The sequence below is a fragment of the Pseudomonas sp. NPDC087804 genome (assembly GCF_044742965.1).
Lineage (GTDB): Bacteria > Pseudomonadota > Gammaproteobacteria > Pseudomonadales > Pseudomonadaceae > Aquipseudomonas > Aquipseudomonas rustica.
Genome location: NZ_JBIUVN010000013.1, coordinates 23,745 through 48,277 on the forward strand (window position 1 = coordinate 23,745; position 24,533 = coordinate 48,277).

The 24,533-nt window shown below is 59.0% G+C and carries 31 protein-coding genes; 29 read left to right on the forward strand and 2 right to left on the reverse strand.

Annotated elements, in window-relative coordinates:
• The first annotated feature begins 105 nt into the window (after positions 1 to 105).
• The 26 genes from ACIOMO_RS17090 (at position 106) to recX (ending at position 20,510) form a co-directional block, all read left to right on the forward strand.
• On the forward strand, positions 106 to 444 hold the full coding sequence (locus ACIOMO_RS17090) for a phage holin family protein (RefSeq protein WP_053117676.1): 339 nt from the start codon (positions 106 to 108) through the stop codon (positions 442 to 444).
• A gap of 198 nt (positions 445 to 642) precedes the next feature.
• Complete coding sequence (locus tag ACIOMO_RS17095) at positions 643 to 1,227, forward strand: hypothetical protein (protein ID WP_212545324.1); 585 nt, start codon at positions 643 to 645, stop codon at positions 1,225 to 1,227.
• The gene (locus tag ACIOMO_RS17100; protein ID WP_053117680.1) at positions 1,224 to 1,403 is read left to right on the forward strand and encodes a DUF2635 domain-containing protein; all 180 of its coding nucleotides are present in this window, start codon (positions 1,224 to 1,226) and stop codon (positions 1,401 to 1,403) included. Before ACIOMO_RS17095 ends, ACIOMO_RS17100 begins: the two co-directional genes overlap by 4 nt.
• A complete protein-coding gene (locus ACIOMO_RS17105; protein ID WP_053117681.1) occupies positions 1,403 to 2,899 on the forward strand; it encodes a phage tail sheath subtilisin-like domain-containing protein in 1,497 nt (498 codons plus the stop codon). Before ACIOMO_RS17100 ends, ACIOMO_RS17105 begins: the two co-directional genes overlap by 1 nt.
• Positions 2,900 to 2,966: 67 nt before the next feature.
• Positions 2,967 to 3,314 (forward strand): phage tail tube protein, encoded by a 348-nt coding sequence (locus ACIOMO_RS17110; RefSeq protein ID WP_053117683.1) that lies wholly within the window; start codon positions 2,967 to 2,969, stop codon positions 3,312 to 3,314.
• Positions 3,311 to 3,607, forward strand: coding sequence for a phage tail assembly protein (locus tag ACIOMO_RS17115; RefSeq protein WP_007908778.1), 297 nt, complete (start codon positions 3,311 to 3,313; stop codon positions 3,605 to 3,607). The genes ACIOMO_RS17110 and ACIOMO_RS17115 overlap by 4 nt, the downstream gene beginning before the upstream one ends.
• A gap of 130 nt (positions 3,608 to 3,737) precedes the next feature.
• Positions 3,738 to 6,017, forward strand: coding sequence for a hypothetical protein (locus ACIOMO_RS17120; RefSeq protein ID WP_401242277.1), 2,280 nt, complete (start codon positions 3,738 to 3,740; stop codon positions 6,015 to 6,017).
• The gene (locus ACIOMO_RS17125; RefSeq protein WP_400755255.1) at positions 6,004 to 7,242 is read left to right on the forward strand and encodes a DNA circularization protein; all 1,239 of its coding nucleotides are present in this window, start codon (positions 6,004 to 6,006) and stop codon (positions 7,240 to 7,242) included. Before ACIOMO_RS17120 ends, ACIOMO_RS17125 begins: the two co-directional genes overlap by 14 nt.
• Before the next feature lie 3 nt (positions 7,243 to 7,245).
• On the forward strand, positions 7,246 to 8,286 hold the full coding sequence (locus tag ACIOMO_RS17130) for a phage baseplate assembly protein (RefSeq protein WP_401242280.1): 1,041 nt from the start codon (positions 7,246 to 7,248) through the stop codon (positions 8,284 to 8,286).
• Positions 8,287 to 8,393: 107 nt separating this feature from the next.
• Positions 8,394 to 8,903: a phage baseplate assembly protein V gene (locus ACIOMO_RS17135; protein ID WP_401242283.1), complete on the forward strand. Its 510-nt coding sequence runs from the start codon at positions 8,394 to 8,396 to the stop codon at positions 8,901 to 8,903.
• On the forward strand, positions 8,903 to 9,301 hold the full coding sequence (locus ACIOMO_RS17140) for a phage GP46 family protein (RefSeq protein WP_212545318.1): 399 nt from the start codon (positions 8,903 to 8,905) through the stop codon (positions 9,299 to 9,301). The genes ACIOMO_RS17135 and ACIOMO_RS17140 overlap by 1 nt, the downstream gene beginning before the upstream one ends.
• On the forward strand, positions 9,291 to 10,337 hold the full coding sequence (locus ACIOMO_RS17145) for a baseplate J/gp47 family protein (RefSeq protein WP_401242286.1): 1,047 nt from the start codon (positions 9,291 to 9,293) through the stop codon (positions 10,335 to 10,337). The genes ACIOMO_RS17140 and ACIOMO_RS17145 overlap by 11 nt, the downstream gene beginning before the upstream one ends.
• Positions 10,325 to 10,924 (forward strand): YmfQ family protein, encoded by a 600-nt coding sequence (locus ACIOMO_RS17150; RefSeq protein ID WP_053117696.1) that lies wholly within the window; start codon positions 10,325 to 10,327, stop codon positions 10,922 to 10,924. The genes ACIOMO_RS17145 and ACIOMO_RS17150 overlap by 13 nt, the downstream gene beginning before the upstream one ends.
• Before the next feature lie 14 nt (positions 10,925 to 10,938).
• Complete coding sequence (locus tag ACIOMO_RS17155; RefSeq protein WP_401242289.1) at positions 10,939 to 12,090, forward strand: phage tail protein; 1,152 nt, start codon at positions 10,939 to 10,941, stop codon at positions 12,088 to 12,090.
• Entirely contained in the window at positions 12,087 to 12,602 is a 516-nt protein-coding gene (locus ACIOMO_RS17160; protein WP_401242292.1) for a phage tail protein, read from the forward strand. The genes ACIOMO_RS17155 and ACIOMO_RS17160 overlap by 4 nt, the downstream gene beginning before the upstream one ends.
• Positions 12,603 to 12,738: 136 nt before the next feature.
• Positions 12,739 to 13,833 (forward strand): phage tail protein, encoded by a 1,095-nt coding sequence (locus ACIOMO_RS17165; RefSeq protein ID WP_401242295.1) that lies wholly within the window; start codon positions 12,739 to 12,741, stop codon positions 13,831 to 13,833.
• Positions 13,834 to 13,842: 9 nt separating this feature from the next.
• Entirely contained in the window at positions 13,843 to 14,409 is a 567-nt protein-coding gene (locus ACIOMO_RS17170; protein WP_401242298.1) for a tail fiber assembly protein, read from the forward strand.
• 22 nt (positions 14,410 to 14,431) lie between these two features.
• Positions 14,432 to 15,325 carry a phage tail protein gene (locus tag ACIOMO_RS17175; protein WP_401242301.1) on the forward strand — a complete coding sequence of 298 codons (894 nt, stop codon included), beginning with the start codon at positions 14,432 to 14,434 and terminating at the stop codon, positions 15,323 to 15,325.
• Positions 15,326 to 15,772 carry a phage tail assembly chaperone gene (locus tag ACIOMO_RS17180; protein WP_401242304.1) on the forward strand — a complete coding sequence of 149 codons (447 nt, stop codon included), beginning with the start codon at positions 15,326 to 15,328 and terminating at the stop codon, positions 15,770 to 15,772. It begins immediately after the preceding gene.
• A gap of 18 nt (positions 15,773 to 15,790) precedes the next feature.
• Entirely contained in the window at positions 15,791 to 16,993 is a 1,203-nt protein-coding gene (locus ACIOMO_RS17185) for a carbohydrate-binding protein CenC (protein ID WP_401242307.1), read from the forward strand.
• A 12-nt stretch (positions 16,994 to 17,005) separates the two neighbouring features.
• Positions 17,006 to 17,224, forward strand: coding sequence for a hypothetical protein (locus tag ACIOMO_RS17190; RefSeq protein ID WP_212549576.1), 219 nt, complete (start codon positions 17,006 to 17,008; stop codon positions 17,222 to 17,224).
• A gap of 36 nt (positions 17,225 to 17,260) precedes the next feature.
• A complete protein-coding gene (locus ACIOMO_RS17195) occupies positions 17,261 to 17,827 on the forward strand; it encodes a glycoside hydrolase family 19 protein (protein ID WP_053117715.1) in 567 nt (188 codons plus the stop codon).
• Positions 17,806 to 18,324, forward strand: a complete 519-nt coding sequence (locus ACIOMO_RS17200; protein ID WP_400755263.1) for a lysis system i-spanin subunit Rz — start codon at positions 17,806 to 17,808, stop codon at positions 18,322 to 18,324. The genes ACIOMO_RS17195 and ACIOMO_RS17200 overlap by 22 nt, the downstream gene beginning before the upstream one ends.
• A 67-nt stretch (positions 18,325 to 18,391) precedes the next feature.
• Positions 18,392 to 18,892: a CinA family protein gene (locus ACIOMO_RS17205; RefSeq protein WP_053117718.1), complete on the forward strand. Its 501-nt coding sequence runs from the start codon at positions 18,392 to 18,394 to the stop codon at positions 18,890 to 18,892.
• A gap of 62 nt (positions 18,893 to 18,954) precedes the next feature.
• Positions 18,955 to 20,031, forward strand: coding sequence for a recombinase RecA (gene recA, locus ACIOMO_RS17210; protein WP_401242438.1), 1,077 nt, complete (start codon positions 18,955 to 18,957; stop codon positions 20,029 to 20,031).
• Positions 20,032 to 20,039: 8 nt separating this feature from the next.
• On the forward strand, positions 20,040 to 20,510 hold the full coding sequence (gene recX / locus ACIOMO_RS17215; protein WP_053117724.1) for a recombination regulator RecX: 471 nt from the start codon (positions 20,040 to 20,042) through the stop codon (positions 20,508 to 20,510).
• A 55-nt stretch (positions 20,511 to 20,565) separates the two neighbouring features.
• Here recX and ACIOMO_RS17220 read toward each other — a convergent pair whose 3' ends face one another.
• Positions 20,566 to 21,684, reverse strand: a complete 1,119-nt coding sequence (locus tag ACIOMO_RS17220; protein ID WP_401242313.1) for a TIGR00730 family Rossman fold protein — start codon at positions 21,682 to 21,684, stop codon at positions 20,566 to 20,568.
• Between the two features lie 349 nt (positions 21,685 to 22,033).
• Here ACIOMO_RS17220 and ACIOMO_RS17225 point away from each other — a divergent pair, with 349 nt between their 5' ends.
• Positions 22,034 to 22,228, forward strand: coding sequence for a hypothetical protein (locus ACIOMO_RS17225; RefSeq protein WP_053117727.1), 195 nt, complete (start codon positions 22,034 to 22,036; stop codon positions 22,226 to 22,228).
• Here the strand turns inward: ACIOMO_RS17225 and ACIOMO_RS17230 are convergent, their stop codons facing one another.
• Entirely contained in the window at positions 22,229 to 22,654 is a 426-nt protein-coding gene (locus tag ACIOMO_RS17230) for a PA3611 family quorum-sensing-regulated virulence factor (protein ID WP_401242317.1), read from the reverse strand. It lies immediately after the preceding gene.
• A 189-nt stretch (positions 22,655 to 22,843) separates the two neighbouring features.
• Here ACIOMO_RS17230 and ACIOMO_RS17235 point away from each other — a divergent pair, with 189 nt between their 5' ends.
• Both ACIOMO_RS17235 and erdR read left to right on the forward strand, forming a co-directional pair.
• Positions 22,844 to 23,590 carry a tRNA-uridine aminocarboxypropyltransferase gene (locus tag ACIOMO_RS17235; protein ID WP_400754903.1) on the forward strand — a complete coding sequence of 249 codons (747 nt, stop codon included), beginning with the start codon at positions 22,844 to 22,846 and terminating at the stop codon, positions 23,588 to 23,590.
• A 223-nt stretch (positions 23,591 to 23,813) separates the two neighbouring features.
• Entirely contained in the window at positions 23,814 to 24,464 is a 651-nt protein-coding gene (gene erdR / locus ACIOMO_RS17240; RefSeq protein ID WP_053117733.1) for a response regulator transcription factor ErdR, read from the forward strand.
• Positions 24,465 to 24,533 lie beyond the last annotated feature (69 nt).

Sequence of the window (24,533 nt, forward strand, 5' to 3'; positions counted from 1 at the left end):
TCGAAGTAAATTAACTGTCGAGCTTTTTTTGCGCGTGCTCTATCCAGTCCAGCGCTCTCTTAAATCAAACACTTTTCACTCATCAAATCCTCAAGGAGGCGTGACATGACAAACGAGCAACAAGCATTGGCAGACATGCCGATCTGGCTGGTCATCCTCCTTGCCGTGGTGGGCGGGGTGTCCGGCGAAATGTGGCGCGCTGACAAAGAGGGCGCCCGTGGCTGGTCGCTGATGCGCCGCCTGGCCCTGCGCTCCGGCGCCTGCATGATCTGCGGTGTCTCGGCGATCATGCTGCTGTATGCCGCTGGCATGTCGATCTGGGCGGCTGGCGCTTTTGGTTGCCTGACTGCGATGGCCGGGGCCGATGTGGCGATTGGTCTTTATGAACGCTGGGCGGCCAAGCGGATTGGCGTCTGCGAAATTCCGCCGCGCGATCCGCAGTAATTCTGCATTTTCTACAGCGCCTCAGTCCTGAAGTCGCTGCTTAAGACTGACCTGAAAACGCCGCAAATCCCTTGTAGGAGTGAGCCTGCTCGCGATAGCGGTGCCACAGTCGAACTTCATCTAACTGATCCACCGCAATCGCGAGCAGGCTCACTCCTACAGTGACCTGTGGTCAGTTTCATAATCCGGAACACCCCCATGAAGATCACCCCGATCCTCACGCAATTGCGTGCGCAATGCCCAAGCCTGGCCAATCACATTTCGGTGGGTATCGATCTGGCGTTGTTGCAGGGCAACTCCGCTCTGCCGACACCTTCGGCCCACGTGCTGCCGCTGGCCGATCTGGCCAGTAACAGCACCGCACAAAACCTCACCACCCAACCAATCCGCGACCGCTTTGAAATCGTTCTGGCGCTCGACGCCAGCGACCCTACAAAAGCGCTGGATCTGTTGCACGACCTGCGCGCCGAACTGTGGCGTGCGCTGGTGGGTTTCAAGCCCGATACCGACTACAGCGCCATCGTCTACGACGGCGGTGAACTGCTGTCGATCAACAGCAGCCGGGCGTTTTACCGGCTGCGTTTTTTTGCCGAGTTCCAGCTCGGCCGCAATCTGCCGAGTCAGCCTGCGGAGAGTTGGCACGAACGCGAACTGGACGGTTTGTCGTCCTTCACCGGGGCCACCGTGCGGGTCGATGCGATCGACCCGGCCGACCCCAATCTGAAACGCCCGGGCCCCGATGGGCGCGTGGAAATGACTTTCTCTGGAGACGTAACCCCATGAGCAATCGCATCACCGTACTGCCGGCCGCCGGCCGCGTCGTACCTGACCCGGAGGCGGGCGATCTGCTGCCGCTGGAAGGCCGTGAAGTGCTGGACAGCGCCTGGTGGCGCCGACGTCTGGCCGACGGCGATATCACCCTCAAAACCGCAACCGCTAAACAAAAGGGAGCCAAATAATGGCGATCGGATTCAGCAACATCCCCGCGGACATTCGTGTACCGCTGTTCTATGCCGAAATGGACAACTCGGCCGCCAATAGCGCGAGCTCGACCCTGCGTCGTTTGATCGTCGCTCAGGTCAACGACAACATTGCGCCGACCGAGGTCGGCAAACTGGTGTTGGTCTCCAGCGTTGCGCTGGCGAAAAGCATCGGCGGTCAGGGCTCGATGCTCGCCGCGATGTACGAGACCTTCCGCAAGGCTGACCCGATCGGCGAGATCTGGTGCTTGCCGCTGCACAACGCTGAAGGTGCGGTCGCCAAAGGTGTGCTGACCCTGACCGGCGCCGCCACTCAGGCTGGCGTGCTGAATCTGTATGTCGGCGGTGTGCGAGTGCAAGCCACCGTGGTCAACGGTGCTACCGCCGCTCAGGCCGCCACCGCGCTGGCGCAGAAAATCAACGCCACGGCCGATCTGCCGGTGAGCGCTGCCGCTGCCGAAGGTGTGGTCACCCTGAACGCCAAATGGACGGGCGACAGCGGCAACGACATCAGCCTGCAATTCAATCGTCTGGGCAAGAGCAACGGCGAAGAAACTCCGGCCGGTCTGACCGCCGCAATCACCGCCATGACGGGCGGCGCCGGTGTGCCGGATCAGGTTGAAGCGATCGCCGCACTGGGTGATGAACCGTTCGAATTCATCGCACTACCATGGTCGGATCTGTCGACGCTCAACACCTGGCAAGCGGTCATGGATGACAGCACCGGTCGCTGGTCGTGGGCCAAGCAATTGTTCGGTCACGTCTACAGCGCCAAGCGCGGCACCGTTGGCACTCTGGTTGCCGCCGGCCAGGCGCGCAATGATCAGCACATGACCATTCAGGCGCTGGAGCCGGGCGTTCCGCAACCGTTCTGGGTACAAGCCGCTGCATTGGCTGCACGCACCGCCGTATTCATCTCCGCCGACGCCAGCCGTCCGACGCAAAGCGGCAGCCTGCCGGGCGTTGATCCAGCACCGGCGAGCGAGCGCTTCACCCTGACCGAGCGTCAGTCGCTGCTCAACTACGGCATCGCCACCGCGTACTACGAAGGCGGCTACGTGCGCATCCAGCGCTCGATTACTACTTACCAGAAAAACGCTTACGGCCAGGCCGACAACTCCTATCTGGACAGCGAAACCATGCACCAGTCGGCGTTCATCGTGCGCCGTCTGCAAAGCGTGATCACCAGCAAATACGGTCGGCACAAACTGGCTTCCGACGGCACCCGTTTCGGCGCCGGCCAGCCGATCGTCACGCCGAGCACCATTCGCGGAGAGCTGATTGCGCAGTACGCCAAACTCGAACTGGAAGGTCACGTGGAGAACGCCGAGCTGTTCGCCGAGCACCTGATCGTCGAGCGCGACGTGCAGGATCCTAGCCGCGTGAACGTGTTGTTCCCGCCGGATTACATCAACGGTCTGCGCGTGTTCGCACTGCTCAACCAATTCCGTCTGCAGTACGACGACGCGGCTTGATCCGCGCGTTTGACGGCAAGCATTCAGCCCACCTCGCGTGGGCTTTTTTATTCAAGGGAGTAACACCATGGGTCAACTGATTGCAGGCACCTGCTACGTCAAAGTCGACGGCGCACAACTGACGATCAACGGCGGCTGCGAAGCCCCGCTGATGTCCACCAAACGCGAAACCATCGTGCCGGGTTTTTACAAGGAAACCGACGTGGCAGCGTCGTTCAAAGTGACCGCGCTGCACACCCCGGACTTCCCGCTCAAGCAACTGATCGAAGGCGTCGACATGACCGTCACCTGCGAATTCAGCAACGGCAAAGTCTACGTGCTGGCCGGTGCGTATCTGGTTGAAGAGCCAGTCTCCAAAGGCGATGACGCCGCTATCGAACTGAAATTCGAAGGCATCAAAGGAACCTGGCAATGAGCGGCGCCGTGAAGCTTCAAGTCGCGATCGAAGCTCACGGCGAGCCCCTGACCGAACTCGTTCTGCGCCGCCCGACGGTGCAGGAAGTGCGAGCGATCAAGGCGCTGCCGTACAAGATCGACAAGAGCGAAGAAGTCAGTCTCGACATGGACGTGGCGGCCAAATACATCGCCGTGTGCGCCGGCATTCCGCCGTCGTCGGTCAACCAGCTGGATCTGGCCGACCTCAACGCGCTGAGCTGGGCCGTTGCGAGTTTTTTCATGAGTGCGGCGTCGGCGCCATCACCGACCTGATCGCAGTCGCCTATGACCTGGCCTGGTTCTGGAAGGTTGACCCCGAACAGATGATGGCCAGGCCACTGGATGTGCTCCGCGAATCGCTGGAGCACGCGCAACGGATCAATGCGATGCAGCAGGTGCAGTGATGGCTAATACACAATTAAGCCTGATCCCGCAGACCTTCCCCGTTACGGTCAATATGCTCGTGGTGCTCAAGGGCGCCGAGAAGGTCGAGACCGAAATGAAAGGGCTGCGCGGCAAGGTCGCAGCATTCAAGAAAAGCATGGAAGACAGCGGCCTTGCGCCGCTGGACATCGCCGGGTTCATTTCCGAGGGCGGCTTGCTCAAGCCGTTTCAGGATGGCATCAAGAAAGCCATCGAGGCGCAGGATGCGCTGGCGAAAAAGGTGCTGGCGAACAAAGGCCTGAAAGTGCCCAAGGTCGTGCAGGGGGAAACTTCGGCCAACCTGGCAAAATTCAACGAAGCTCTGGACAAGATTTCACTGAACATCGGCCAGGCGTTGTTGCCGGCGGTCAACAGTATTGTCACCGCGCTGACGCCGGTGATTACCTCGATCGGCGAGTTCGTCGCGAATAATCCGTATCTGGTCGAAGGGCTGGCGGCGGCTGCGGTGGCTTTCACTGTGGTCACTGTCGGGGCGATGGGACTGGTCGGTGTGCTGGGCATTCTGGCCTCACCGATTGGTCTGATTGCTGCCCTCATCGCGGGGGCGGTGGCCCTCATCGTGATCGGTGCCCGACTGATCACTGACAACTGGGCTTCGATCTCGGGATTTTTCAGCAAAACCTGGCAGTCGATCAGCGATGCAACCGGGCGCGGCGTCGAAGCTGTGCGTAAGGGTTGGGACGAAATGGTCACCGACGCGAAGCAAAGTTATGCCGCGATACGCGCCGATGCACTCGCCAAGTGGGACGAAATGACCGCCGACGCCATTGCGGGTGTCAGTGGTCTGGCGGCAGGCGCGTCCGCAGGTCTGCGGGCGTTTGGTGCATCAATGGGCGAAACCTGGGATTTGGCCAGCAACGCCGTCATTGGCTTTTGGGATCGTGCGGCTGCCGATACGGCGACCGGTCTGGCTTCACTCAAAGCCAAACTCTACACCTCGCCATTGGAAAAAATGTCTGCCCTTTGGCAATCCGCCGATGAAGTTGTCGTCGGCTACTGGAATCGTGCGTCGGCGGCGACGATGTCCGGTTGGAACTCGATCAAGTCGAGCTTCGACGGCTCATTAACGGCGAGACTGGCTGAAGCATGGGGCTCTGCGCAAAGCGCTGTTTCCTCGGCGCTTACAGATATGCGCGACCGAGCCGTGACTGGCTGGACGTCGATCAAATCGACATTCGACGGCACGCTGAGCGGGCAACTGGCTGGCGTTTGGAACGCTGCGCAAAACGTCGTTTCCACCGCCATCGGTGAAATGCGCGACAGCGCCGTGAGCGGTTGGACATCGATCAAATCGACATTCGACGGCACGCTGAGCAGACGATTAAGCGGCATCTGGAATGCTGCGCAAAACGTCGTTTCCAGCGCCATCGGTGAAATGCGCGATAAAGCCGTGACAGGCTGGACTTCGATCAAGTCGACGTTCGACAGCACGCTGAACGGGCATCTGTCGGGCATCTGGAATGCGGCGCAGAACGTCGTCGCTACGGCCATCGGCAATCTGACCCGCACCGCGCTCGCGGCGTGGGAGCAATTGAAGTCGGTTTTCTCCTGGTCGCCGAGCGCCTTGATCGAAAGCGTCTGGCAGCCACTGGCGCCGGTTTTTTCTGCGCTGTGGGATGTTCTGCGGGCGGGCGCGGAAACGTTGAAAAACTATCTGCAAAACATGTTCAACCTTTCGCCGCTGGCGGCAGTGACGGCTAATTGGGAAGGTCTGAAAGGTTACTTTTCCGGCTTGTGGGCATCGTTGACTTCAGATGCACAACCGGTGACGGACGCTTTCAATAACCTGTTCAGTCAGTCGCCGCTGGAGTCGATCCAGCAAGCCTGGGAACCGCTGCTCGGTTGGTTCGCCGGACTCTGGACGAAGTTGCAAAGTCTCGTCGGGCCGATCAGGGAACTGCTCAGCGGTAACGTGTCCGGGTTCGTCGCGAAGATCACCGGCAAACCCGGTGCGGATGGCGAAAGCGCTCAGCCAGCGCCGTTTTTCGGCAACAACGATGCAGGCACGGCGAGCGCGTCGGGCCTCAACAGCTCGTTGCCACAATCCTCCAGCGCCCTGATCCAACAAAGCGCAATCAACAACCGCACGCAACTCGAAGGTGGCCTGACCGTCAGCTTCGTCAACGCGCCGCCGGGGCTGCGCACCGATCAACCACAAACCAATCAACCAGGCCTGGCGCTGTCGTCGCGCATCGGTTATCGCTCGCTGTCGGCAGGAGGTTCCAATGAACTGGCGTGACCGTTTATTGCCGGCATCCTTTCGTGGTGTCGGTTTCTGGATCGATCAGGCGAAAACCCCGGTCGGTCGCAAGGGGCAGTTGCACGAATACCCGCAGCGCGACTTGCCGTTTTTCGAAGACCTTGGCCAACAAGCCAAGACCCACGACATCACCGCGTTCATCATCGGCGCCGATTGCCTGGAGCAACGTGACAAGTTGCTCAAGGCGTTGGAGGCGGGCAGCGGTGAGCTGGTGCATCCGTGGCTCGGACGCCTGCAAGTCAAGGTCGGCGAATGCGACATGACCCACACCCGCCAGGACGGCGGCATGGTCACGTTCACGCTGAAGTTCTATCCCGATCAGCCGCTGCCGTTTCCGACGGCGACTGTCAGTACGCAGAAAGTCCTGCTGGTGAAAGCCGACTCGCTGCTCGGTTCTGCGGTGGCGCGTTTCGAACAGGCGATGACGCTGATCAAGGCTGCGCGGATCGGCATCGCCAATCTGCGCAACAGCCTCACCGGGGTTTACGAGGTGATCAAAGAGCAGCTGAAACCGCTGATCGCGCAGTACAAGCAGATCACTGAACTGGTGAAAGCGGTCAAGGAATTGCCCAAGGAAGTGGCAGCGGAATTCAAAGGCTTGCTCGGCGATATCAAGGAGCTGAAAGCGTTCGCGAAGGAGGGCTACCGTGGCGTGATTGCCGACGTCTCCCAACAACTCGAAGCAATTCGCAAAGCCGATGCGCCGAAGATCACCACCGGCAAGGACACCAACGCGGCGGCGCAAGCCATGGCCGATCTGGTGCAGGACACGCTGCTGGTCAAAGTCGCGCAATGGGTGGCGTCGATGCCGGTCGCGACCACGCCGGTGAAGCTGCAATCGACACCGTCGGTGGGGCAACAGGCGACCACGCCGGTGACCCGTCAGGAAGTGCCCGTCAGTGATGACATGCAGGCCCTGCGCGAAGCGGTGAGCGCGGCGATTGATCCGATGCTGGACAAAGCGGGGGCCGCACATTTTCAGGCGATCAACGATGTGAAAGAGGCGTTGATCAATCACCTCAAAGCGGTGGCATCGTCCGGTGTGCGGCAGGTCAGCAAGTCGTTTCAGGAAAGTTTGCCGGCGCTGGTGGTGGCCTACAAACAGTTTGCCGATGCCACTCGCGTCACTGAAGTGATTCAACGCAACGGTACTGTTCATCCGTTGTATCTGCCGCCCAACGACGTGAAAGTTTCCAGGGAGTAAGCCATGAGCGAGATGGATAATCGCGTCACGCTGACGGTTAATGACATGGAGTACGGCGGCTGGAAAAGCGTCGAAATCAGCGCCGATCTGGAGCGTCAGTTTCGCACCTTCAAACTGGATATCACTTGGCAATGGCCGGGACAAACTGTGGATCAGCGGATCAAACCCGGTGACCCCTGCGAAGTGAAAATCGGCAAGGATCTGGTGCTCACCGGTTATGTGTTCAAAGCGCCGATCAGTTATGACGGACGCCAGATCAGCCTGAGCATCGAAGGCAGTTCCAGGACACAGGATCTGGTCGATTGCGCTGCCGCCAACCGGCCGAATCAATGGCAGGATCAACCCTTGCTGAGTATCGTCGAGGCCTTGGCGAGTGAGTATTCGCTGAAGGTCGTGAACGAAATTCCCGAGACGTCGCGGCTGGCCAAACACACGATCGTGCCGGGTGAAACGGTGTTTCAGTCGATCGACCGTTTGCTCTCGTTGTTGCGGGTTTTTTCCACCGATGACGAGCAGGGCCGGCTGGTGCTGGCCAAGCCCGGCAGCGGCGGTCGTGCCAGTGATGCGCTGGAACTGGGCAAGAATATTTTGTCGGCCAATGCGGCGATGGATCAGAGCCAGGTGTTCTCCGAATACCGGGTGATCGGTCAGCAAAAAGGCTCTGATGCCAAGAGCGGAGCGGCGGTCAGCGAAGTTGAATCGACGGCGGCTGACCTGACCTTCAAACGTCGGCGCACCACGGTGATCAACGAGGGCACGCAACTGACCTTTGAGTTGGCGCAGCAGCGTGCCCAATGGGAAAGCGCCACCCGCCTGGGCCGCGCGCAAACCACCACGTATCAGGTGCAGGGCTGGCGTCAGGCCAATGGCGATTTGTGGCGTCACAACACGCTGGTGCGAGTGAAAGATCCGGTGCTTGGTTTTGACGGCGACATGCTCATTTCAAAAGTGACGTATTCATTGTCGGCACAAGGCTCGGTGACCACGCTGCAAGTGGCCCCGCCGCATACCTTCGACGCCAATCCCAGTCCCCCCAAAACCTGACTGTTCCTTAAAAGATCGCAGCCTTCGGCAGCTCCTACATATGCACACCGATCCAATGTAGGAGCTGCCGAAGGCTGCGATCTTTTAGGGCCTCATAGGAATTCAACATGAGCCTGATGACACGCCTGCTGGCGCGCGGCACTGTCGTGCTCGCCAATTCGGCCGCCAAGCTGCAATCGCTGCAAATGCGCCTCACCGCCGGTGAAGTCAACGACGACCTCGAACACTTCGAACCCTACGGCTTCACCAGCCATCCACTGGCCGGTGCCGAAGGCGTCGTCACCTTCATCGGCGGCGACCGTTCCCACGCCATCGCTTTAGTCATCGCCGACCGCCGCTATCGCCTGCAAGCGCTGGCCTCCGGCGAAGTGGCGATCTACACCGACGAGGGCGACAAGATCCACTTCAAGCGCGGACGGATCATCGACATCGAAACCGCCACGCTGAACATCCGCGCCAGCAGCGCGGTGAATTTCGACACGCCGGTGATCAATCAGAGCGGAAAAATCGTCTCCACCGGTGACCAGCTCGCTGGCGGTATCAGCCAGATCAAACACGTCCACGTCGGCGTACAAGCCGGTAGCGGCCAGACCGGTGTGCCGGCAGGAGGCCAGTGATGTTTATCAGCCAGAACCTCCACGCCGCACTGACCCGCGCCGTGCTCATCAGCCTGTTCACCTGGCGCCGCGCTGCCGATGACGACGCACTCGACGATGAAGAACGATTCGGCTGGTGGGGCGACAGTTTCCCTACCGTCGCTGACGATCGCATCGGCTCGCGGCTGTGGCTGTTGCGCCGGGTCAAGCTGACCCGACAAACCCAGATGGACGCCGAGTTCTATGCCCGCGAAGCCTTGCAATGGCTGATCGACGACGGCCACTGCAGCGCCATCGATATCCTCAGCGAACGCCTCGACGCCCAGCGTCTGAACCTGCGCACGGTGCTGACCCTGGCCGACGGCGAACGTCTGGACATTAACCCCGATAACAGTTGGCAGGTGATCTATGCCGTTTGAAACCCCTTCGCTGCCGGTGCTGATCAAGCGCACCCAAAGCGACCTGGCCGGCGATTCGCTGCGCCAGTCCGATGCGCAAGTGCTGGCCCGCACCCTCGGCGGCGCCGCGTTTGGTCTGTACGGTTATCTCGACTGGATTGCCGAGCAGATCCTCCCCGACAAAGCCGATGAATCGACGCTGGAACGCATCGCCGCGTTGCGTCTGAACCAGCCGCGCAAACCCGCGCAGGTGGCCACTGGCAGCGTCAGTTTCAGCGCTACGGCCGGTGCGATTCTGGACGTTGATACGTTGCTGCAAACCAACGATGGCCGTACTTACAAAGTCACCACTGCGCGGGTCACGGCCAACGGTGTCAACAGCACCACCATCGCCGCGCTTGACGCCGGCAGCCTCGGTAATGCCGATGCGGGCCTCGTATTGACGCCGGTGCAGCCGGTTGCCGGCATTGTCGGTAGTAGTTTTGTGGTGCAGGCGCCGGGACTCAGCGGTGGTGTCGCGCGGGAGAGTCTGGAGTCGCTGCGTTCGCGAGTGATCCGTTCCTATCGCGTGATCCCTCACGGTGGCTCGGCCAGTGATTATGAAACCTGGGCGCTGGAAGTGCCGGGTGTGACGCGGGCGTGGTGCCGTGGCGGTTTGCTCGGGCCGGGCACGGTGACGGTATTCATCATGCGCGACGAAGATCCGCAACCCGTGCCTAACGATGAGCAATTGGCCGAGGTTCAGGGTTACATCGAGCCGCTGCGCCCGGTCACCGCCGAAGTGCATGTGCAAAGCCCGGTTCAGGTGCCAGTGGTTTATCGATTCAAAAGCGTCAACCCGGACACCACTGCCGTTCGTGCGGCCATCGAAGCGCAGTTGCGCGACTTGCATAACCGTGAGGCCGATCTCGGCGTGTCGTTGCTGATCAGCCACATCCGCGAAGCGATCAGCAGTGCCGGTGGCGAGTTCGATCACGTACTGACTGCACCGGCCACCGATGTCGGTGTTGGTAAAAGCGAGCTGCTCACTTTCGGAGGTTGCGTATGGGGGGCATAAGAACCGCCGCGCAATATCAGGCGCAGCTTCGTGCGCTGCTGCCCAGCGGCCCGGCGTGGGATCCGGAGCGCGTGCCGGAACTTGATGAAGTCCTGCAAAGCGTCGCGGTCGAACTGGCGCGTCTCGATGCTCGCGCCGCCGACCTGCTCAACGAGATGGATCCGGCCGGCGTCAGCGAACTGGTGCCGGACTGGGAACAGGTGATGAACCTGCCCGACCCCTGCCTCGGTGCCGAACCGTTGTTCGACGACCGTCGCCTCGCCGTACGCCGGCGCTTGCTAGCGGTCGGCAGCCAGGCTGTCGGTTACTACCTGGAAATCGCCAAAAGCCAAGGTTACCCCAACGCAACCATCACCGAGCACGAGGCACCGCGCATGGGCCGCGCACGTTTTGGTTCAGCGCGCTGGGGCACGTGGGAGGCGCAATTCATGTGGACGCTTAACACCGGCGGGCGCTTGCTGCTAGGTCGGCGTTTCGGCGCGAGTTACTGGGGTGAGCGCTTCGGCGTCAATCCGGGCTCGGCGCTGGAGTGTTTGATCCATCGCAGCGCGCCGGCGCATACCACGGTGCATATCAATTATGACTAAGGAGGAGTGACGGGATGGATTATCCGAGGAGTGTCGCCAGCGCAGGTTTGGTGGATGGGAAATTTGTCGATGAAAATCCGCTGTTGGGCACGCCGGGATCGTTGATTCCGGCGGCCTGGGGTAACGGTGTCACGCAGGAAATCATCAGCGTGATCGAGGCTGGTGGTTTGACGCCTGACGAGAAGAAATACGATCAATTGTTGAAGGCGATTCAGAGCGTTTCGGCCAAAGGCTGGAGTCTGGATTCGGCTTTGCCGATTGTGTCGTTGCCGCTGCCTACCGTGGCGAATACCGAGGGCCGGTTGAATGTTGTGGCCAGCGCTGCTGCCACCAGTGGAGGCAAAGTTTCTGTGCCCCCCGGAGTGCCCGTCAGCCTGGCTCAGGAAGTGATCGCAGGTCAGTTGGCCCGTTCGCGCACGTTCACCACCGCAGCCTGGGTCAGCGCTGATCTGTTACCCAATACCGCGTATTTTTTGCGAGCTCAGGTGGTCGCCGGCGCATTGTTTTTCTATGTACAGCGTGGTCTGCCGACTGACGTTGCACCTGCCTCACTCAAAGGAACCGCCGAAGCGGTTGGTGGCGGCGGTTTTGCGTCCACCAGCCTGGACATGTGCGTGGCCTGGATACTCACTGGCGCCGTGGGAACCCTGCCGTCAGTACTAGCAATCTATAACCGCTCGCGCCTCACTTGGAGCCAGACAGTTAATGGCACCGGGGTGATTTATCTGCCACTGGATGCGCATGCGCGTTCTGCGCGGCTTATTGCCAGCAACCCGACGCCTTCGACTACTTTAGTGACTAACGCAGCGTTTGCCCAAGGAGATTGGGTGGGAGCCAGCTACACCTTCCTGAGTCCCGGAATTCAAGCGATTGGTGGAAATCCGGCGGGGTGGGCGGACAAATCGACAAGCGTGATTTTCACCAACAATCAGATAGGTGATGTCACCGTGTCGTCGTTGACGGCCAGTTTCGATCATTCGCAATTTCGCTCGCTGTGGCAGACCTTTCAGGCTCAGCACCAGCTTGGTTCCAGCAGTGCCGATAAGGACGAATTGCTACACGGTATCGGAATAAAAGGTCACCCGATCGCGGATTACACCACCGGTATCGCCTTGAACTTCGTCAATGCCGTCAACGTTCATTTCGTGTGGGAGTTGATCCGATGAGGGTTATCCAGGAACTTCATCAATTTGGTAACGAACTGCGTTCGCCACAACCGTCGCCTGATCACACGTGGGACGGTCAGCAATGGATACAGGATCCTTTGTTAATGGCTGCGCTGGAGCAAAAGGAGTCGGAGCGCCTTTGCACCAAAGTCGACACCGCCGCCGACCGCGCCCGACCCGTACTGGCCGGCGATCCCCTCAAAGCCATGGAGTACTCCCAGGCCGCCGCAGACGCTCAGGCTTATCTAGACGCGGGTTACCCGAAAAAAGAAGTGCCGGTTTCCGTTGCTGCGTGGGTCGTCAAAGGTCGAACGGCCAAACAGGCCGCCGATCAAATCCTCAGCAAGGCCGATCAGTTGACGGATCATTTGCTGACGCTGCGCACCTTGCGCCTCAAGGCCAAAGCGCAAATTCGTGCGCAGGCTGCCAAGGGCAGAATGGACTTGGCGAGGGATGCCGCTGATGAGGGATTGCTCGCCATCCGCGAACTGCTCGGTGGTCTCTCCGGCTAATCAATACCTTCCTTCTTGAACACCCCAAGCCCACTTCACCGTGGGCTTTTTATTTTCAGAAAAAAGCCGTGGGTACGAAGGCAGCGCCTTGATCGTCAGTGCGGTTCATTTGTTATGACAGAGGAAAAGACAACCTATGGATTATCCAATAACTGTCCCCAGTGTCGGCCTGGTCAACGGCCGTTTCGCCGATGAAGACCCGGAGGCAGGCAAACCGGGTTCATTGATCCCGGCGGCATGGGGCAACAGCGTTACTCAAGAAATTCTGAATGTGATCAATGCGGCCGGGATGGCTGCGTCCGAGACGGACACCCGGCAACTGCTCAAAGCCATTCAATCGATTGTCGGCAATGCCAACCCGATGCGATCGGTGATCACCCGGCTAGCCGCTTCAAAGACGTTGACCGAGCAGGAACTTGGTCTCGTGTTGATTGATGCCAGTCCGGCGCCGGTCACTGTTGTGTTGCCAGCGGCCGATGGTCCATTGGGTGTGCGCGATGTGATTGTTCGTCGTGTGGACAACAGCGGCAGTCGGCTCGTCGTTCAAGCATCCGGCAGCGACCGGATTCGTTTTCACACGCACCTTTCGGCCAGTGGTTATCCATTTTTGGTCCTGATGGGGGGCGGTGACTGGTGGCATTTGCGCAGCGATGGCGCGGGGAGTTGGTGGCCGGTTGGGCGCTTCGATAACACGCCGTTGGGGCGACCGTTTTTCGAGACGACAGTCTTGCTGAGCCCCGGAGGTTACGGTGCGCTCAACGGCGCCGTCATGAAGCGTGTCGAGTGGCCGTGGCTTTGGGATCACGCGCAGCAATCGGGAATGCTCGGCACCGAGGCTGCTCGCGTCGGCAACGAAGGTAAGTGGACGTCGGGCGATGGCGCAGCAACCTTTCGTGGGCCAGAGGGGAGGGGTGAGTTTTTGCGAGTGCTGGACGAAGGCCGGGGCGTGGACATAGATCGCCAAACAGGTACCTCTCAATCAGGCTCGATTCATTCCTACGCCCAAGGTGCAAATGGCGGAGGTGCTGTGGGTGCCTACTGGTCGGATAGCTTGACCGGATTTGGTGCTGAAACCCGCGAAGAAGCCGAATTCGTTTCAGGATTACTCAATGGTGGTCCTGTTTATCCGGTCGGCACCAATTATCAGCGAGATACGGCCAGCACTGTGCTTTACACCTTCAAATCCCGCCCGCGCAACATCGCCTATCCCGGTCGAATCAAGCTTATCTGAGGCTTCCCCATGTTCAATTATCTGTTTGACGGCTCGGGCGCATTGTCCGGGCCTGTCGAGTTTTTCGTCACGCCCGGAATCGGCGTTCAGCTTCCTGCCAACGCCGTGCAACTGTCTTTTGAATTGCCTGAACCGGAAACCGGCCGCACCTGGGCGCTGGTCAATGGTGTGCCGCGGGAAGTCATCGACCGTCGGGGTCGGGTTTACCGAAAGGACGGTGGTGCTCAGCAACTCTGGAACGAGTTGGGCGAGTTGCCTGAGACCTTCACCCCGCAGCCTTGGCCGGGTGATTTCTACGTCTGGCGTGATAACGACTGGCAACTGGATGAGCAGGCTCAATTGGCTGATGCCAGACAGCAGACTTTGCAAGCGCGCGATGCACTGCTTCGTGAGGCCGTTCTGCGAATTGCTCCGCTGCAATACGCCGAGGATATCGGTGATGCCAGCCATGAAGAGCAGTTGCAATTGCTCGAATGGAAGCTCTACAGCGTGGAGTTGAACCGCATCGAGAAACAGCCAGGTTTCCCTGCGCAAATCACTTGGCCAATCGTGCCAGGCACGATCGCGAACACCTGAAACATCGCAAAGGAGAAATGCAATGGATTATCCAATCAGCGTTCCCAGTGCTGGCTTGGTCAATGGCAAATTTGTCGATGAGGATCCGCTTGCCGGATCTCCCGGGTCCTTGATTCCGGCGAGTTGGGGCAATGGTGTGACCCAGGAAATTCTCGGGGTTGTACAGGCCGCCGGAATGACGCCCAGCGAAACTTCAAACACGCAATTGTTAACTGCACTTCGAAGTGCGCAGCTGTATCAGACCCGGGCACCATTTGACGTCAGTCGTTCGGTGGCTACAACCGAGTTTGTGCAGCGTTCGTTGGGCAACTACGCCGGGGCACGCAGCGTCACTGCCGCGACACAACTGACCGTTGCGGATGTGGGATGGACGATTGGTATAGGTGGAAACTCGCCTTATACGGTGAGCTTGCCCGATATCAAGACTGTGCCCAATGGTGGGACATTTTCGCTGCATTGCCGGAGTAACGCGGTCGTCACCATTGCATGCACGGGCACTGCGCAAATAACCCCGCAAGGTGCATATCTGACTTCGATCATCATGAACAGTGGCGAGAGTGCGACCATTGTTAATGAGAGCGGGATTTGGGCTGTTCATGGTACGGCGAGTCTGAAGTACGCAGCTGCGTTTGCCGGCCAGTCAGGTTTCTCCGGTTATCAGAAACATCCGAGTGGCAACATCGATCAATGGGGCACCGGTATTTCAAATGCCGCCGGCGATATCTATGTCTCTTTCCCAATCTCCTTCCCCAACGCTTTCTGTTCGATAGTGGCGATGCATTCGGGGGGTGATGGGGCGATGGTCATCCTCAATGGATCTCCGGCAGGCAAACAAGGTTGTCAGCTGAAGATTCGTAGTTTCAATGGGGGCGTCTCGGCTGGCTGGACTGTTATCTATCATGCGAAGGGCTATTGAATGAACGCTTACAATGTTTTGTTCAGCGCCAGTACGCTTGGCGTCTATGTGCCGGGGATCAATTCTTCCGACATTCCCGAAGACGTGATCGAAATCCCGCAGGCCTACTGGACTTCACTGCTACAGCAACTGGCTGTTACGCCAAAAATGGTCGGGGTTAACCTCGCTAACGGTTATCCGATATTGGTTGATCCACCAACACCTTCGGCGGATCAGGCAGCCGAAACCGAACGTCACTGGCGCACTTCACAACTGGCCGCCACTGATGGTCTGGTAGCGCGCGATCGTGATGAACTCGAAGACGGTGGCGGTACCACGCTAACCACCGATCAATACACCGAACTGCAAACCTACCGGCGTGCACTACGCGACTGGCCGCAAGGCTCTTTCTTTCCCTTTAGCGAGCATCGGCCAGTCGCGCCGCGTTGGTTGGCGGCTGCGTTTTAAGTCAGCAAGGATGTTGAAATGGATTATCCAAAAAACGTTCCCGGTTCAGGCCTGGAGAACGGTAAGTTTGTCGATGAAGATGCCATCGCAGGTACACCCGGTTCACTGATTCCGGCCAGTTGGGGTAACAGCGTTACTCAAGAGATTCTCAACGCCATCAAGGCTGCCGGATTGACTCCCGATGAGGAGCAGACCAATCAACTGGCGCTGGCAATCAAAGAGTTGTCGAAACCGGATCCGCTGCAACAGTTTCCGGTGCAGGTGTATCGCAGGAATCTGTTGATCAATGGCGGGTTTGATATCTGGCAGCGGGGGGCTTCCAATCAGGCGCCGAATATTGGCGGATATGTCGCGGATCGTTTTCGCTGCGACTGGAACGGCAACGCGGGCGTCAGTATCACCCGTCAAAGTTTCTCCCTTGGGCAAACGGAAGTGCCTGGCGAACCCGCCTGTTTCCTTCGCTGGCAGCAAATCACCGCGGGGGTGGGCGCTACCACTCACCGGATTTATCAGAACATTGAATCGGTCAGAACGCTTGCTGGCAAAACCGCGACCCTGACGTTCTGGGCCCGATCGGATGCGGCGCGGCCATTGAAAGTGGCTGTCGCTCAACAGTTTGGTACCGGAGGTTCAGAAGCGGTTGTGAAGGTGGTGGATGTTTTTCAGCTGAATACGGCGTGGACCCGATACACCGCGACGTTCCAGGTACCTGCCATCGCCGGAAAAATGAAGGGGGTCAACGACTGCCTGACGCTGTCGTTTGATTTACCGTTGAACGTTATGCAAACAGTCGATCTGACCTTGATTCAACTGGAGGAGGGCCCGGTTTCCACTCCCTTTGAGCAGCGATCTGTCGTTGACGAGTTGATGCTTTGTCAGCGTTATTTCGAAAAGTCTTTTGCGAGCGGACTTCCCGTCAAAGCGAATAACGGAACCAACACGTGTATTTCGACGTTCACCCAAGTTCCGGCGGGCAACACTGGCCAATACGGTATGACGATCGGCTTTCTGGTGCAGAAAAGAGTTCAGCCGACCGTCACTACTTATTGCCCGGCTGACACCAGCAATCAGGTCTGGAATCAGACGATGATGAAGGCTTGCACCGGCACCACACTGCAAGGTGTTACGGATCGCAGTATCTCGTTTGCCACAGTCACACCCGTTAACAGTGCGCCAGGCCAGACCTTGCAACTGGAATGGACAGCAGACGCAGAAATATAGGGGTTGAAACTCATGACTTATCAACTGACCGCAAGCGGTGTGTTGCGCATGGAGGATTCCGCGTTTATTCCGCAAGATCCCGACAACCGTGATTGGCTCGCGTATCAGCAATGGCTGTTATCGGGCGGCGAGGTGCTGCCAGTCGGTGAAACAGTCGAGGACGCGGTGCCGGGGAGCCCTCTGAAAACTCTGGCAAAAAAATGGCTGGCAGGTATTTCCCGTCAGTCGTGATATCAGTCAAAGGATATCCAGGGAGGATCAAGCATTATGCAAATAACCGAAAACAACTTAACTAACATCATGCCCAACGCCCGCACCCAAGCGGGCGTTTTTGTTTCTGCACTCAACACCGCAATGGCTCGCCGGCGCATCGACACACCCAAACGCATCGCCGCGTTTCTTGCGCAAGTCGGTCACGAATCCGGGCAATTGCAGTACGTACGCGAACTGGGCAACAACCAATACCTGAGCAAATACGACACCGGCACCCTGGCCTTGCGCTTGGGCAACACGCCCGAAGCTGACGGCGACGGGCAAAAATACCGCGGGCGCGGGCTCATCCAGATCACCGGGCGCAGCAACTATCGCCAGTGCAGCCTCGGTCTGTTTGGCGATGAACGCCTGTTGTCGCTGCCAGAACTGCTCGAACAACCGCAATGGGCGGCCGAATCTGCCGCATGGTTCTGGCAACAGAACGGCCTCAACGAACTGGCTGATCGCGACCAGTTCAACACCATCACCCGGCGAATAAACGGCGGGTTGAACGGCTTGCAGGATCGCCTGGAAATCTGGGCGCGGGCGAGGGCGGTGCTATGCCAATCCCCTGGCGAATGATTGGCTTACTCTTATTGGCCGTCGGCGCTTTTGTGGCGGCCTGGCAGTTTCAGGACTGGCGCTACGGCCGCCAACTCGCCGAGCAATCGCGTTTAAACACCGAAACGTTGAATCAACAGAATCTCGCCGCCGCCTCGGCGCAACAGGCCGAGCAGGATAAACGCCTGGCGCTCGAGCAACGGCTCGCGACCAGTGAACAAACTCACTATCGAGCACTGAGCGATGCCCAACGTGATCAGGATCGCCTGCGCGATCGCCTTGCCACTGCTGATGTGCGCCTGTCAGTCCTCCTCGACGCCGGCGATGTTGCCCAAGGCTGCAAACTGCCAGCCACCGCCAGCCCCGGCGGCGTGGATCATGCAGCCGTACGCGCCCGACTTGACCCGGCGCATGCTCAACGAATTATCGCCATCACCGACACCGGCGACCGCGGACTGATTGCCTTGCAGGCGTGTCAGGCCTATGTCAGAGCGCTCGCGCCCGAACATTTTGAATGACTCTGTGTCTTGAAAGCGCAACCGGCTCGTGTACGGTGGAGGCATTCCACACGATCCGGAGTGCGCCGTGAAAGAGATCACCCAATTGGCAGCTGAACTGGGCCGACGCCTGCAAGTGCTCAATGCCCATGTCACCACTGCGGAGTCGTGTACCGGTGGCGGCATCGCCGAAGCGATCACGCGGATTCCCGGCAGCTCGGCCTGGTTTGAAGCGGGTTACGTGACGTATTCCAACCGGCAGAAAACCCAGCAACTGAATGTGCCGACCGGGTTGTTCGAGACGGTGGGCGCGGTCAGTGCCGAGGTGGTCGAGGCGATGGTGCGTGGCGCGCAGGATAAAAGTCTGGCGCGATTTGCCGTGGCGGTCAGCGGTGTGGCGGGGCCGGACGGTGGTTCACCGAACAAGCCGGTCGGCACTGTGTGGCTGGCATGGGGCGTTGGCGAGACGGTGACCAGTGAGGTTCAACACTTCCCCGGTAACCGCGATGAAGTCCGCCGACAAACGGTGAAGGCCGCGCTAGAGGGGCTCCTGCGACTAGCGGCACGAGAAATCGAAAATCAGGGGTAGGCGATCCGCGAACGCTGTGGAATAATACTGGCTACTTATACAGGTGTTGGCCGTCAGGCCTTATTCCTTACGGGCGGACATTAAGGGACGACAACAAGAAGAAAGCCATGGCTGCGGCCCTGGGTCAGATCGAACGTCAATTCGGCAAGGGTGCCGTAATGCGTATGGGCGATCAGGACCGTCAGGCGATCCCGGCTATCTCCACTGGCTCTCTGGGTCTGGACATCGCGCTCGGCATTGGCGGTCTGCCAAAAGGCCGTATCGTTGAAATCTACGGTCCTGAATCCTCCGGTAAAACCACATTGACTCTGTCCGTGATTGCCCAGGCTCAGAAAGCTGGCGCGACCTGCGCATTCGTCGATGCCGAACACGCCCTCGACCCTGAGTACGCCGGCAAACTGGGCGTCAACGTCGACGACTTGCTGGTGTCCCAGCCGGACACCGGTGAACAGGCACTGGAAATCACCGACATGCTGGTGCGCTCCAACGCCGTTGACGTGATCATCGTCGACTCCGTGGCAGCCCTGGTACCGAAGGCTGAAATCGAAGGCGAAATGGGTGACATGCACGTGGGCCTGCAAGCCCGTCTGATGTCCCAGGCGCTGCGTAAAATCACCGGTAACATCAAGAACGCCAACTGCCTGGTGATCTTCATCAACCAGATCCGTATGAAGATCGGCGTGATGTTCGGTAGCCCGGAAACCACCACCGGTGGTAACGCGCTGAAGTTCTATGCGTCGGTTCGTCTCGACATCCGCCGTACCGGCGCGGTGAAAGAAGGCGACGAAGTAGTCGGCAGCGAAACCCGCGTCAAGGTTGTGAAGAACAAGGTGGCTTCGCCGTTCCGTCAGGCCGAGTTCCAGATTCTTTACGGCAAGGGCATCTACCTCAACGGCGAGATGATCGACCTGGGCGTGCTGCACGGTTTCGTCGAGAAGTCTGGCGCCTGGTACGCCTACGAAGGCACCAAGATCGGTCAGGGCAAGGCCAACTCGGCCAAGTTCCTGGCGGACAACCCGGAAGTCGCGAAAAAGCTTGAGAAGCAACTGCGTGACAAGCTGCTGACCCCAGCGGTGATCGATTCCAAGGCCTCTGCAGTCAAAGAGACCGAAGACGACCTGGCCGACGCTGATATCTGATAGCAACGATGAGCACCGTCGTACTCGAAACCCTCGTCGCGGTGCGGCGAACCGCCATGGATCTGCTTGCACGTCGCGAGCACGGTCGAGTCGAGCTGACGCGCAAACTGCGTCAGCGCGGCGCTGAGGCGGAGATGATCGAAACAGCCCTCGACCGTTTGACGGAAGAGGGACTGCTTTCCGAAGCCCGTTACCTTGAAAGCTTTGTTTCCTACCGTGCCCGCTCCGGCTATGGCCCATTGCGGATTCGTGAAGAACTGAGCCAGCGCGGTTTGCAACGCGCCGATATCGAACTCGCCCTGCGCGAAAGCGGTATCAGTTGGCACGAGCAACTTCAGGAAACGTGGCAGCGCAAATTCTCCGGGCACTTGCCGATTGATGCGAAAGAACGAGCCAAGCAAGGCCGGTTCCTTGCGTATCGGGGCTTCTCGATGGAGATGATCAACCGCTTGTTCAGCGGTCGAGGGATGGACGATTAAGACGCCTCAATAAAAACGGCCCGCTATGGAAATAGCGGGCCGTTTTTTTTTGCCTTTAAATTGCCTTTGACGGCTCACGCGTACGTTGCGCTGCTTGCGGTTTGGACTGCGCCCAGTTTTCCGTCAGGTTGATGTAGTCGATCAGTTCCCTCAAACGCCCTTGATTACGCGCATTGAAGGCGAAAGCCAGTCGCGCCAGATGGCTGTATTGCGCGTCATCATGTTCCTCGCCGCTGTAAGCGTGTTGATGGAATTGGTCGCTGAGGCACAGATCGGCAAACGCGACCTGCATATGTTCTAGCGCCTGATCGCTGAGCTTGTGATTCATGCGAATGACAAACTGTCGCTTGAGCCAGCGGCTGGAGTGGAAGTTGCTGTAGAACTGGTTGATCTGCTCCACCGCCTCTTCGACCGTGTACACCAGACGCATCAGTTTCATGTCGGTCGGCAGGATGTAGTGATTTTCCTCCAGTTGCTGGCGAATGAAATCCATCGCGCCCTGCCAGAACGTGCCGCCCGGAACATCCAGCAATACCACCGGCACCAGCGGACTTTTGCCGGTCTGAATCAACGTCAGCACTTCCAGTGCTTCATCCAGCGTGCCGAAACCCCCGGGGCACAGCACCAGCGCGTCGGCCTCTTTGACGAAGAACAGTTTCCGGGTGAAGAAGAAGTGGAACGGCAGCAAATTGCCGGTGCCGTCGACAGTCGGGTTCGCATGCTGTTCGAAGGGCAGGGTGATATTGAAGCCGAGGCTGTGATCGAGGCCGGCACCTTCGTGGGCGGCGGCCATGATGCCGCCACCGGCACCAGTGATGACCATCATTTCGGAGCGTGCCAGTTGCGCGCCGAGTTCTCGGGCCAGTGCATACAGCGGATGTTCGACCGGTGTGCGTGCCGAGCCGAACACAGTGACTTTACGTCGGCCCTTGAATTGCTCAAGCACGCGAAACGCTTGCTCCAGTTCGCGCAGGGCTTGCAGGGTGATCTTGGCGTTCCAGCGATTGTGGTCTTCCTGAGCCATGCGCAGCACGGTCAGGATCATGTCGCGGTAAATGGGAAGGTTCGGGCTGTCGGGGGAAACACGGCTGAGTTGTGCTTCGACCTGGCTGATGAGGTCGGGGCCGCTTTCCTGAAAATGACGACTCAACAGGTCATTCGGTTGGTAAGGCATTCAACGTCTCCTTCTGCACAGAGCGGGTGGCCCTGACGAGCGGCGTCAGGGCCGCGCTGCAAAAACACACACGATCGGCAGTTCCATTTCTGCCGTTAACAGATGATCGGGAATACTTTGAATTTAGACCCTTGCGTGCAATTGCGCTGACTCGATCATTGCGCCGCAATGTTCTGACTGGCAACCGCTTGTTGATATTCAGGGATCGGCACACCGCTCGTCTGAACGTGCTACGCGCGGTAAACCCTCTGATTAACTAACTTACAGGCGCCGTACGACAGCGTTGCGGCAATAACCGTACGCAAGGTGCACGTTTTTGAAGGATTTGCGGGTAGCCAGGAGGCGGGACATGACCAGAGTGGTTCTGGAGATCGATGCACAGTTGTATCGAATGTTGAAAGCATCTGCCGAGACCCATCAGGTCAGTCTCGAAGAGGAATGCTGCCGGCGTTTGGCGGGTGGCGAGCATCCGTCGCAGTATCTTCAGGCCTTGCTGGCCGAATTGCGCGCCGAGGATGAACAGCGGCGCGCGAATTCGCGATGATTACTTCTTCTTCGCCGGAGCGGATTTCGGGCAATCCGAATCCTGATAGCTGGCGGAGCCGATCGCCTTGTTGGTTTTCACTTCGGTGAAGTCGTAACGCATGACCGCGCCTTTGGCCATCAGCTTGCGAAACGCCGGGTTGTTGCACACCGACGCGCCCAGTTGAAAGTACACAGCCTTGGGATCAGCACGCATTTTCTGCGCATGACTGGCCTGCACGCTCAGGTGGTTGATCAGCGTGGTGCCTTCAACGGTGAAACCCTGATCAAGAATGTCTTCACTGATGGCGCGTGGCGTGCCGACGCTGCTCTGGGCGGCGACGTTGCGCAGCTCGCGGTTCAGATTCTGCTCACTCAAGGATGCAGCCTGAGCGGTGAAGGACGACGCCAGCAGAATGGCAGCGGTGGGAACGATAAGGCGCAGCATGAAACTCTCCTGATTCGGTGACTGGTGGTTCGACCAGCCTCGGGGCTGTGCGTTCAGTGGCGCCGAATTATAGGGGAGCCGGTCGGGAGGGTACAGGCTTGTCCCCGTTGCTCTGGTAAACTGCCGGCCTTTATTGCCCTGCCGAGTGCTGTTCGTGTCGAGTTTCCCTGTCTGCCGGCGTTGCCCGCGATGAACCATGCCCCCAATGCCGTCGCCCGTTTGCGTGACCAGCGCGAAGATGAAGGCATCAAGCCGATTCAGGCCCGTGGCTTTCGCTCCGAGCGTTGCCGCGATTGCCGGGTGATCATCAGCCATTGCCTGTGTGCGTGGCGACCAAGCGTCGACACGCGTTCAGGCGTGTGCCTGATCATGACCGGCAAGGAAGTGTTCAAACCAAGCAACACCGGTTGGCTGATTGCCGACGTGGTTCGCGATAACCATGCGTTCATCTGGTCGCGCACCGAGCCCGATCCGCAGATGCTGGCGCTGCTCAACGACCCGCAATGGCAGCCGTATCTGGTGTTCCCCGGCGAATACGTCGAGCCGTCGCGGGTGACCAATACGGTCGCGCCCGATAGCAGCAAGCGCCCGCTGTTTATTCTGCTGGATGCGACGTGGACGGAAGCGCGAAAAATTTTCCGCAAGAGCCCGTATTTCGATCGCTTGCCGATCTTGAGCCTGCTGCCCGACAAACTCTCGCGTTATCGCCTGCGCCGTTCCACCCGCAGCGAGCACCTGTGCACCGCCGAAGTCGCGGCGCTGTGCCTGGAGCTGGCCGGCGACTCGGATGCCGCCTCGGCGCTGGACGCCTATTTCGATGTGTTCAGCCAGCATTACCTCGGCGCCAAGCAACAACTGGACATGAACGAATCCACCCCCGCGCACGCCGAGTTGCTGCCCTATATACGAAAGCCGCAGCCGGAGTTGGCGCAATAGTGGCCCATACTGTAGCTACCGGCGGCCTTGCTGCTTGACCACCCAGTCTTCGCTGGGCATGCTTGGCGCCGATTAGGGTGCGGCCAAGGTTTGAAACGCCGTCTTTGCTGGTTATTGGCGTTGAACGTGCCCCTGTGGATACCGCTTGCAAGCGGCATCTTGAGTTGCTTTGGCCAGACCCGACTGCATCGGGTCTGCCATCAAAAACAGGATCATTTGAAAAATGGCCACATACGACATCCTGATTGCCGATGATCACCCCCTGTTTCGTAGCGCCCTGCATCAAGCGGTGACGCTGGGTCTTGGCCCCGATGTGCGACTGGTGGAGGTGGCGAGCATCGCCGAACTGGAAGCGCGCCTGACCGAAAAATCTGACTGGGATCTGGTGCTGCTGGATCTGAACATGCCCGGCGCTTTCGGCTTTTCCGGGTTGGTCATGCTGCGTGGGCAGTATCCGCAGATTCCGGTGGTGATGGTCTCGGCTCAGGAAGAAGCCTCGGTGGTGGTCAAATCGCGTGAGTTCGGCGCCAGTGGCTTTATTCCCAAGTCCAGCGACCTCAGCGTGATTCAGCAAGCCGTGCGCAAAGTGCTCGATGGCGATGTGTTCTGGCCGCCGCAAGCGTTCGAAGCAGTCGCCGTCTCCGACGAAGCCAAAGCCGCCAGCGATGGCCTCGCCAGCCTGACGCCGCAGCAGTTCCGCGTGCTGACCATGGTCTGCGAAGGCCTGTTGAACAAGCAGATTGCCTATGAGTTGAGTGTGTCGGAAGCGACCATCAAGGCCCACGTCACGGCGATCTTCCGCAAGCTGAATGTGCGCACCCGCACGCAGGCTGCGTTGCTTCTGCAACAACTTGAGTCAATTCCGAGCCAATAAAGCCTGGCGCCTTCACGCTTTTTTGACTTTTGTTGATCTAGCTTTCTCACTCCTTTTTGGTTGGTCTCA

Bases quoted from the DNA above. Each gene is read 5' to 3' on its own strand.
- ACIOMO_RS17190 (WP_212549576.1), top strand. From the start codon at position 17,006: ATGACTTATCAACTGACCGCAAGCGGTGTGTTGCGCATGGAGGATTCC.
- ACIOMO_RS17175 (WP_401242301.1), top strand. From the start codon at position 14,432: ATGGATTATCCAATCAGCGTTCCCAGTGCTGGCTTGGTCAATGGCAAA.
- ACIOMO_RS17230 (WP_401242317.1), bottom strand. From the start codon at position 22,654: ATGCTGCGCCTTATCGTTCCCACCGCTGCCATTCTGCTGGCGTCGTCC.
- recX (WP_053117724.1), top strand. From the start codon at position 20,040: ATGAGCACCGTCGTACTCGAAACCCTCGTCGCGGTGCGGCGAACCGCC.
- ACIOMO_RS17220 (WP_401242313.1), bottom strand. From the start codon at position 21,684: ATGCCTTACCAACCGAATGACCTGTTGAGTCGTCATTTTCAGGAAAGC.
- ACIOMO_RS17170 (WP_401242298.1), top strand. From the start codon at position 13,843: ATGTTCAATTATCTGTTTGACGGCTCGGGCGCATTGTCCGGGCCTGTC.
- ACIOMO_RS17110 (WP_053117683.1), top strand. From the start codon at position 2,967: ATGGGTCAACTGATTGCAGGCACCTGCTACGTCAAAGTCGACGGCGCA.
- ACIOMO_RS17120 (WP_401242277.1), top strand. From the start codon at position 3,738: ATGGCTAATACACAATTAAGCCTGATCCCGCAGACCTTCCCCGTTACG.
- ACIOMO_RS17150 (WP_053117696.1), top strand. From the start codon at position 10,325: ATGGGGGGCATAAGAACCGCCGCGCAATATCAGGCGCAGCTTCGTGCG.
- ACIOMO_RS17185 (WP_401242307.1), top strand. From the start codon at position 15,791: ATGGATTATCCAAAAAACGTTCCCGGTTCAGGCCTGGAGAACGGTAAG.
- ACIOMO_RS17225 (WP_053117727.1), top strand. From the start codon at position 22,034: ATGACCAGAGTGGTTCTGGAGATCGATGCACAGTTGTATCGAATGTTG.
- ACIOMO_RS17130 (WP_401242280.1), top strand. From the start codon at position 7,246: ATGAGCGAGATGGATAATCGCGTCACGCTGACGGTTAATGACATGGAG.
- ACIOMO_RS17140 (WP_212545318.1), top strand. From the start codon at position 8,903: ATGTTTATCAGCCAGAACCTCCACGCCGCACTGACCCGCGCCGTGCTC.
- ACIOMO_RS17235 (WP_400754903.1), top strand. From the start codon at position 22,844: ATGAACCATGCCCCCAATGCCGTCGCCCGTTTGCGTGACCAGCGCGAA.
- ACIOMO_RS17135 (WP_401242283.1), top strand. From the start codon at position 8,394: ATGAGCCTGATGACACGCCTGCTGGCGCGCGGCACTGTCGTGCTCGCC.
- ACIOMO_RS17115 (WP_007908778.1), top strand. From the start codon at position 3,311: ATGAGCGGCGCCGTGAAGCTTCAAGTCGCGATCGAAGCTCACGGCGAG.
- ACIOMO_RS17160 (WP_401242292.1), top strand. From the start codon at position 12,087: ATGAGGGTTATCCAGGAACTTCATCAATTTGGTAACGAACTGCGTTCG.
- ACIOMO_RS17125 (WP_400755255.1), top strand. From the start codon at position 6,004: ATGAACTGGCGTGACCGTTTATTGCCGGCATCCTTTCGTGGTGTCGGT.
- ACIOMO_RS17195 (WP_053117715.1), top strand. From the start codon at position 17,261: ATGCAAATAACCGAAAACAACTTAACTAACATCATGCCCAACGCCCGC.
- ACIOMO_RS17200 (WP_400755263.1), top strand. From the start codon at position 17,806: ATGCCAATCCCCTGGCGAATGATTGGCTTACTCTTATTGGCCGTCGGC.
- ACIOMO_RS17165 (WP_401242295.1), top strand. From the start codon at position 12,739: ATGGATTATCCAATAACTGTCCCCAGTGTCGGCCTGGTCAACGGCCGT.
- ACIOMO_RS17105 (WP_053117681.1), top strand. From the start codon at position 1,403: ATGGCGATCGGATTCAGCAACATCCCCGCGGACATTCGTGTACCGCTG.
- ACIOMO_RS17155 (WP_401242289.1), top strand. From the start codon at position 10,939: ATGGATTATCCGAGGAGTGTCGCCAGCGCAGGTTTGGTGGATGGGAAA.
- ACIOMO_RS17100 (WP_053117680.1), top strand. From the start codon at position 1,224: ATGAGCAATCGCATCACCGTACTGCCGGCCGCCGGCCGCGTCGTACCT.
- ACIOMO_RS17090 (WP_053117676.1), top strand. From the start codon at position 106: ATGACAAACGAGCAACAAGCATTGGCAGACATGCCGATCTGGCTGGTC.
- ACIOMO_RS17145 (WP_401242286.1), top strand. From the start codon at position 9,291: ATGCCGTTTGAAACCCCTTCGCTGCCGGTGCTGATCAAGCGCACCCAA.
- ACIOMO_RS17095 (WP_212545324.1), top strand. From the start codon at position 643: ATGAAGATCACCCCGATCCTCACGCAATTGCGTGCGCAATGCCCAAGC.
- erdR (WP_053117733.1), top strand. From the start codon at position 23,814: ATGGCCACATACGACATCCTGATTGCCGATGATCACCCCCTGTTTCGT.
- ACIOMO_RS17180 (WP_401242304.1), top strand. From the start codon at position 15,326: ATGAACGCTTACAATGTTTTGTTCAGCGCCAGTACGCTTGGCGTCTAT.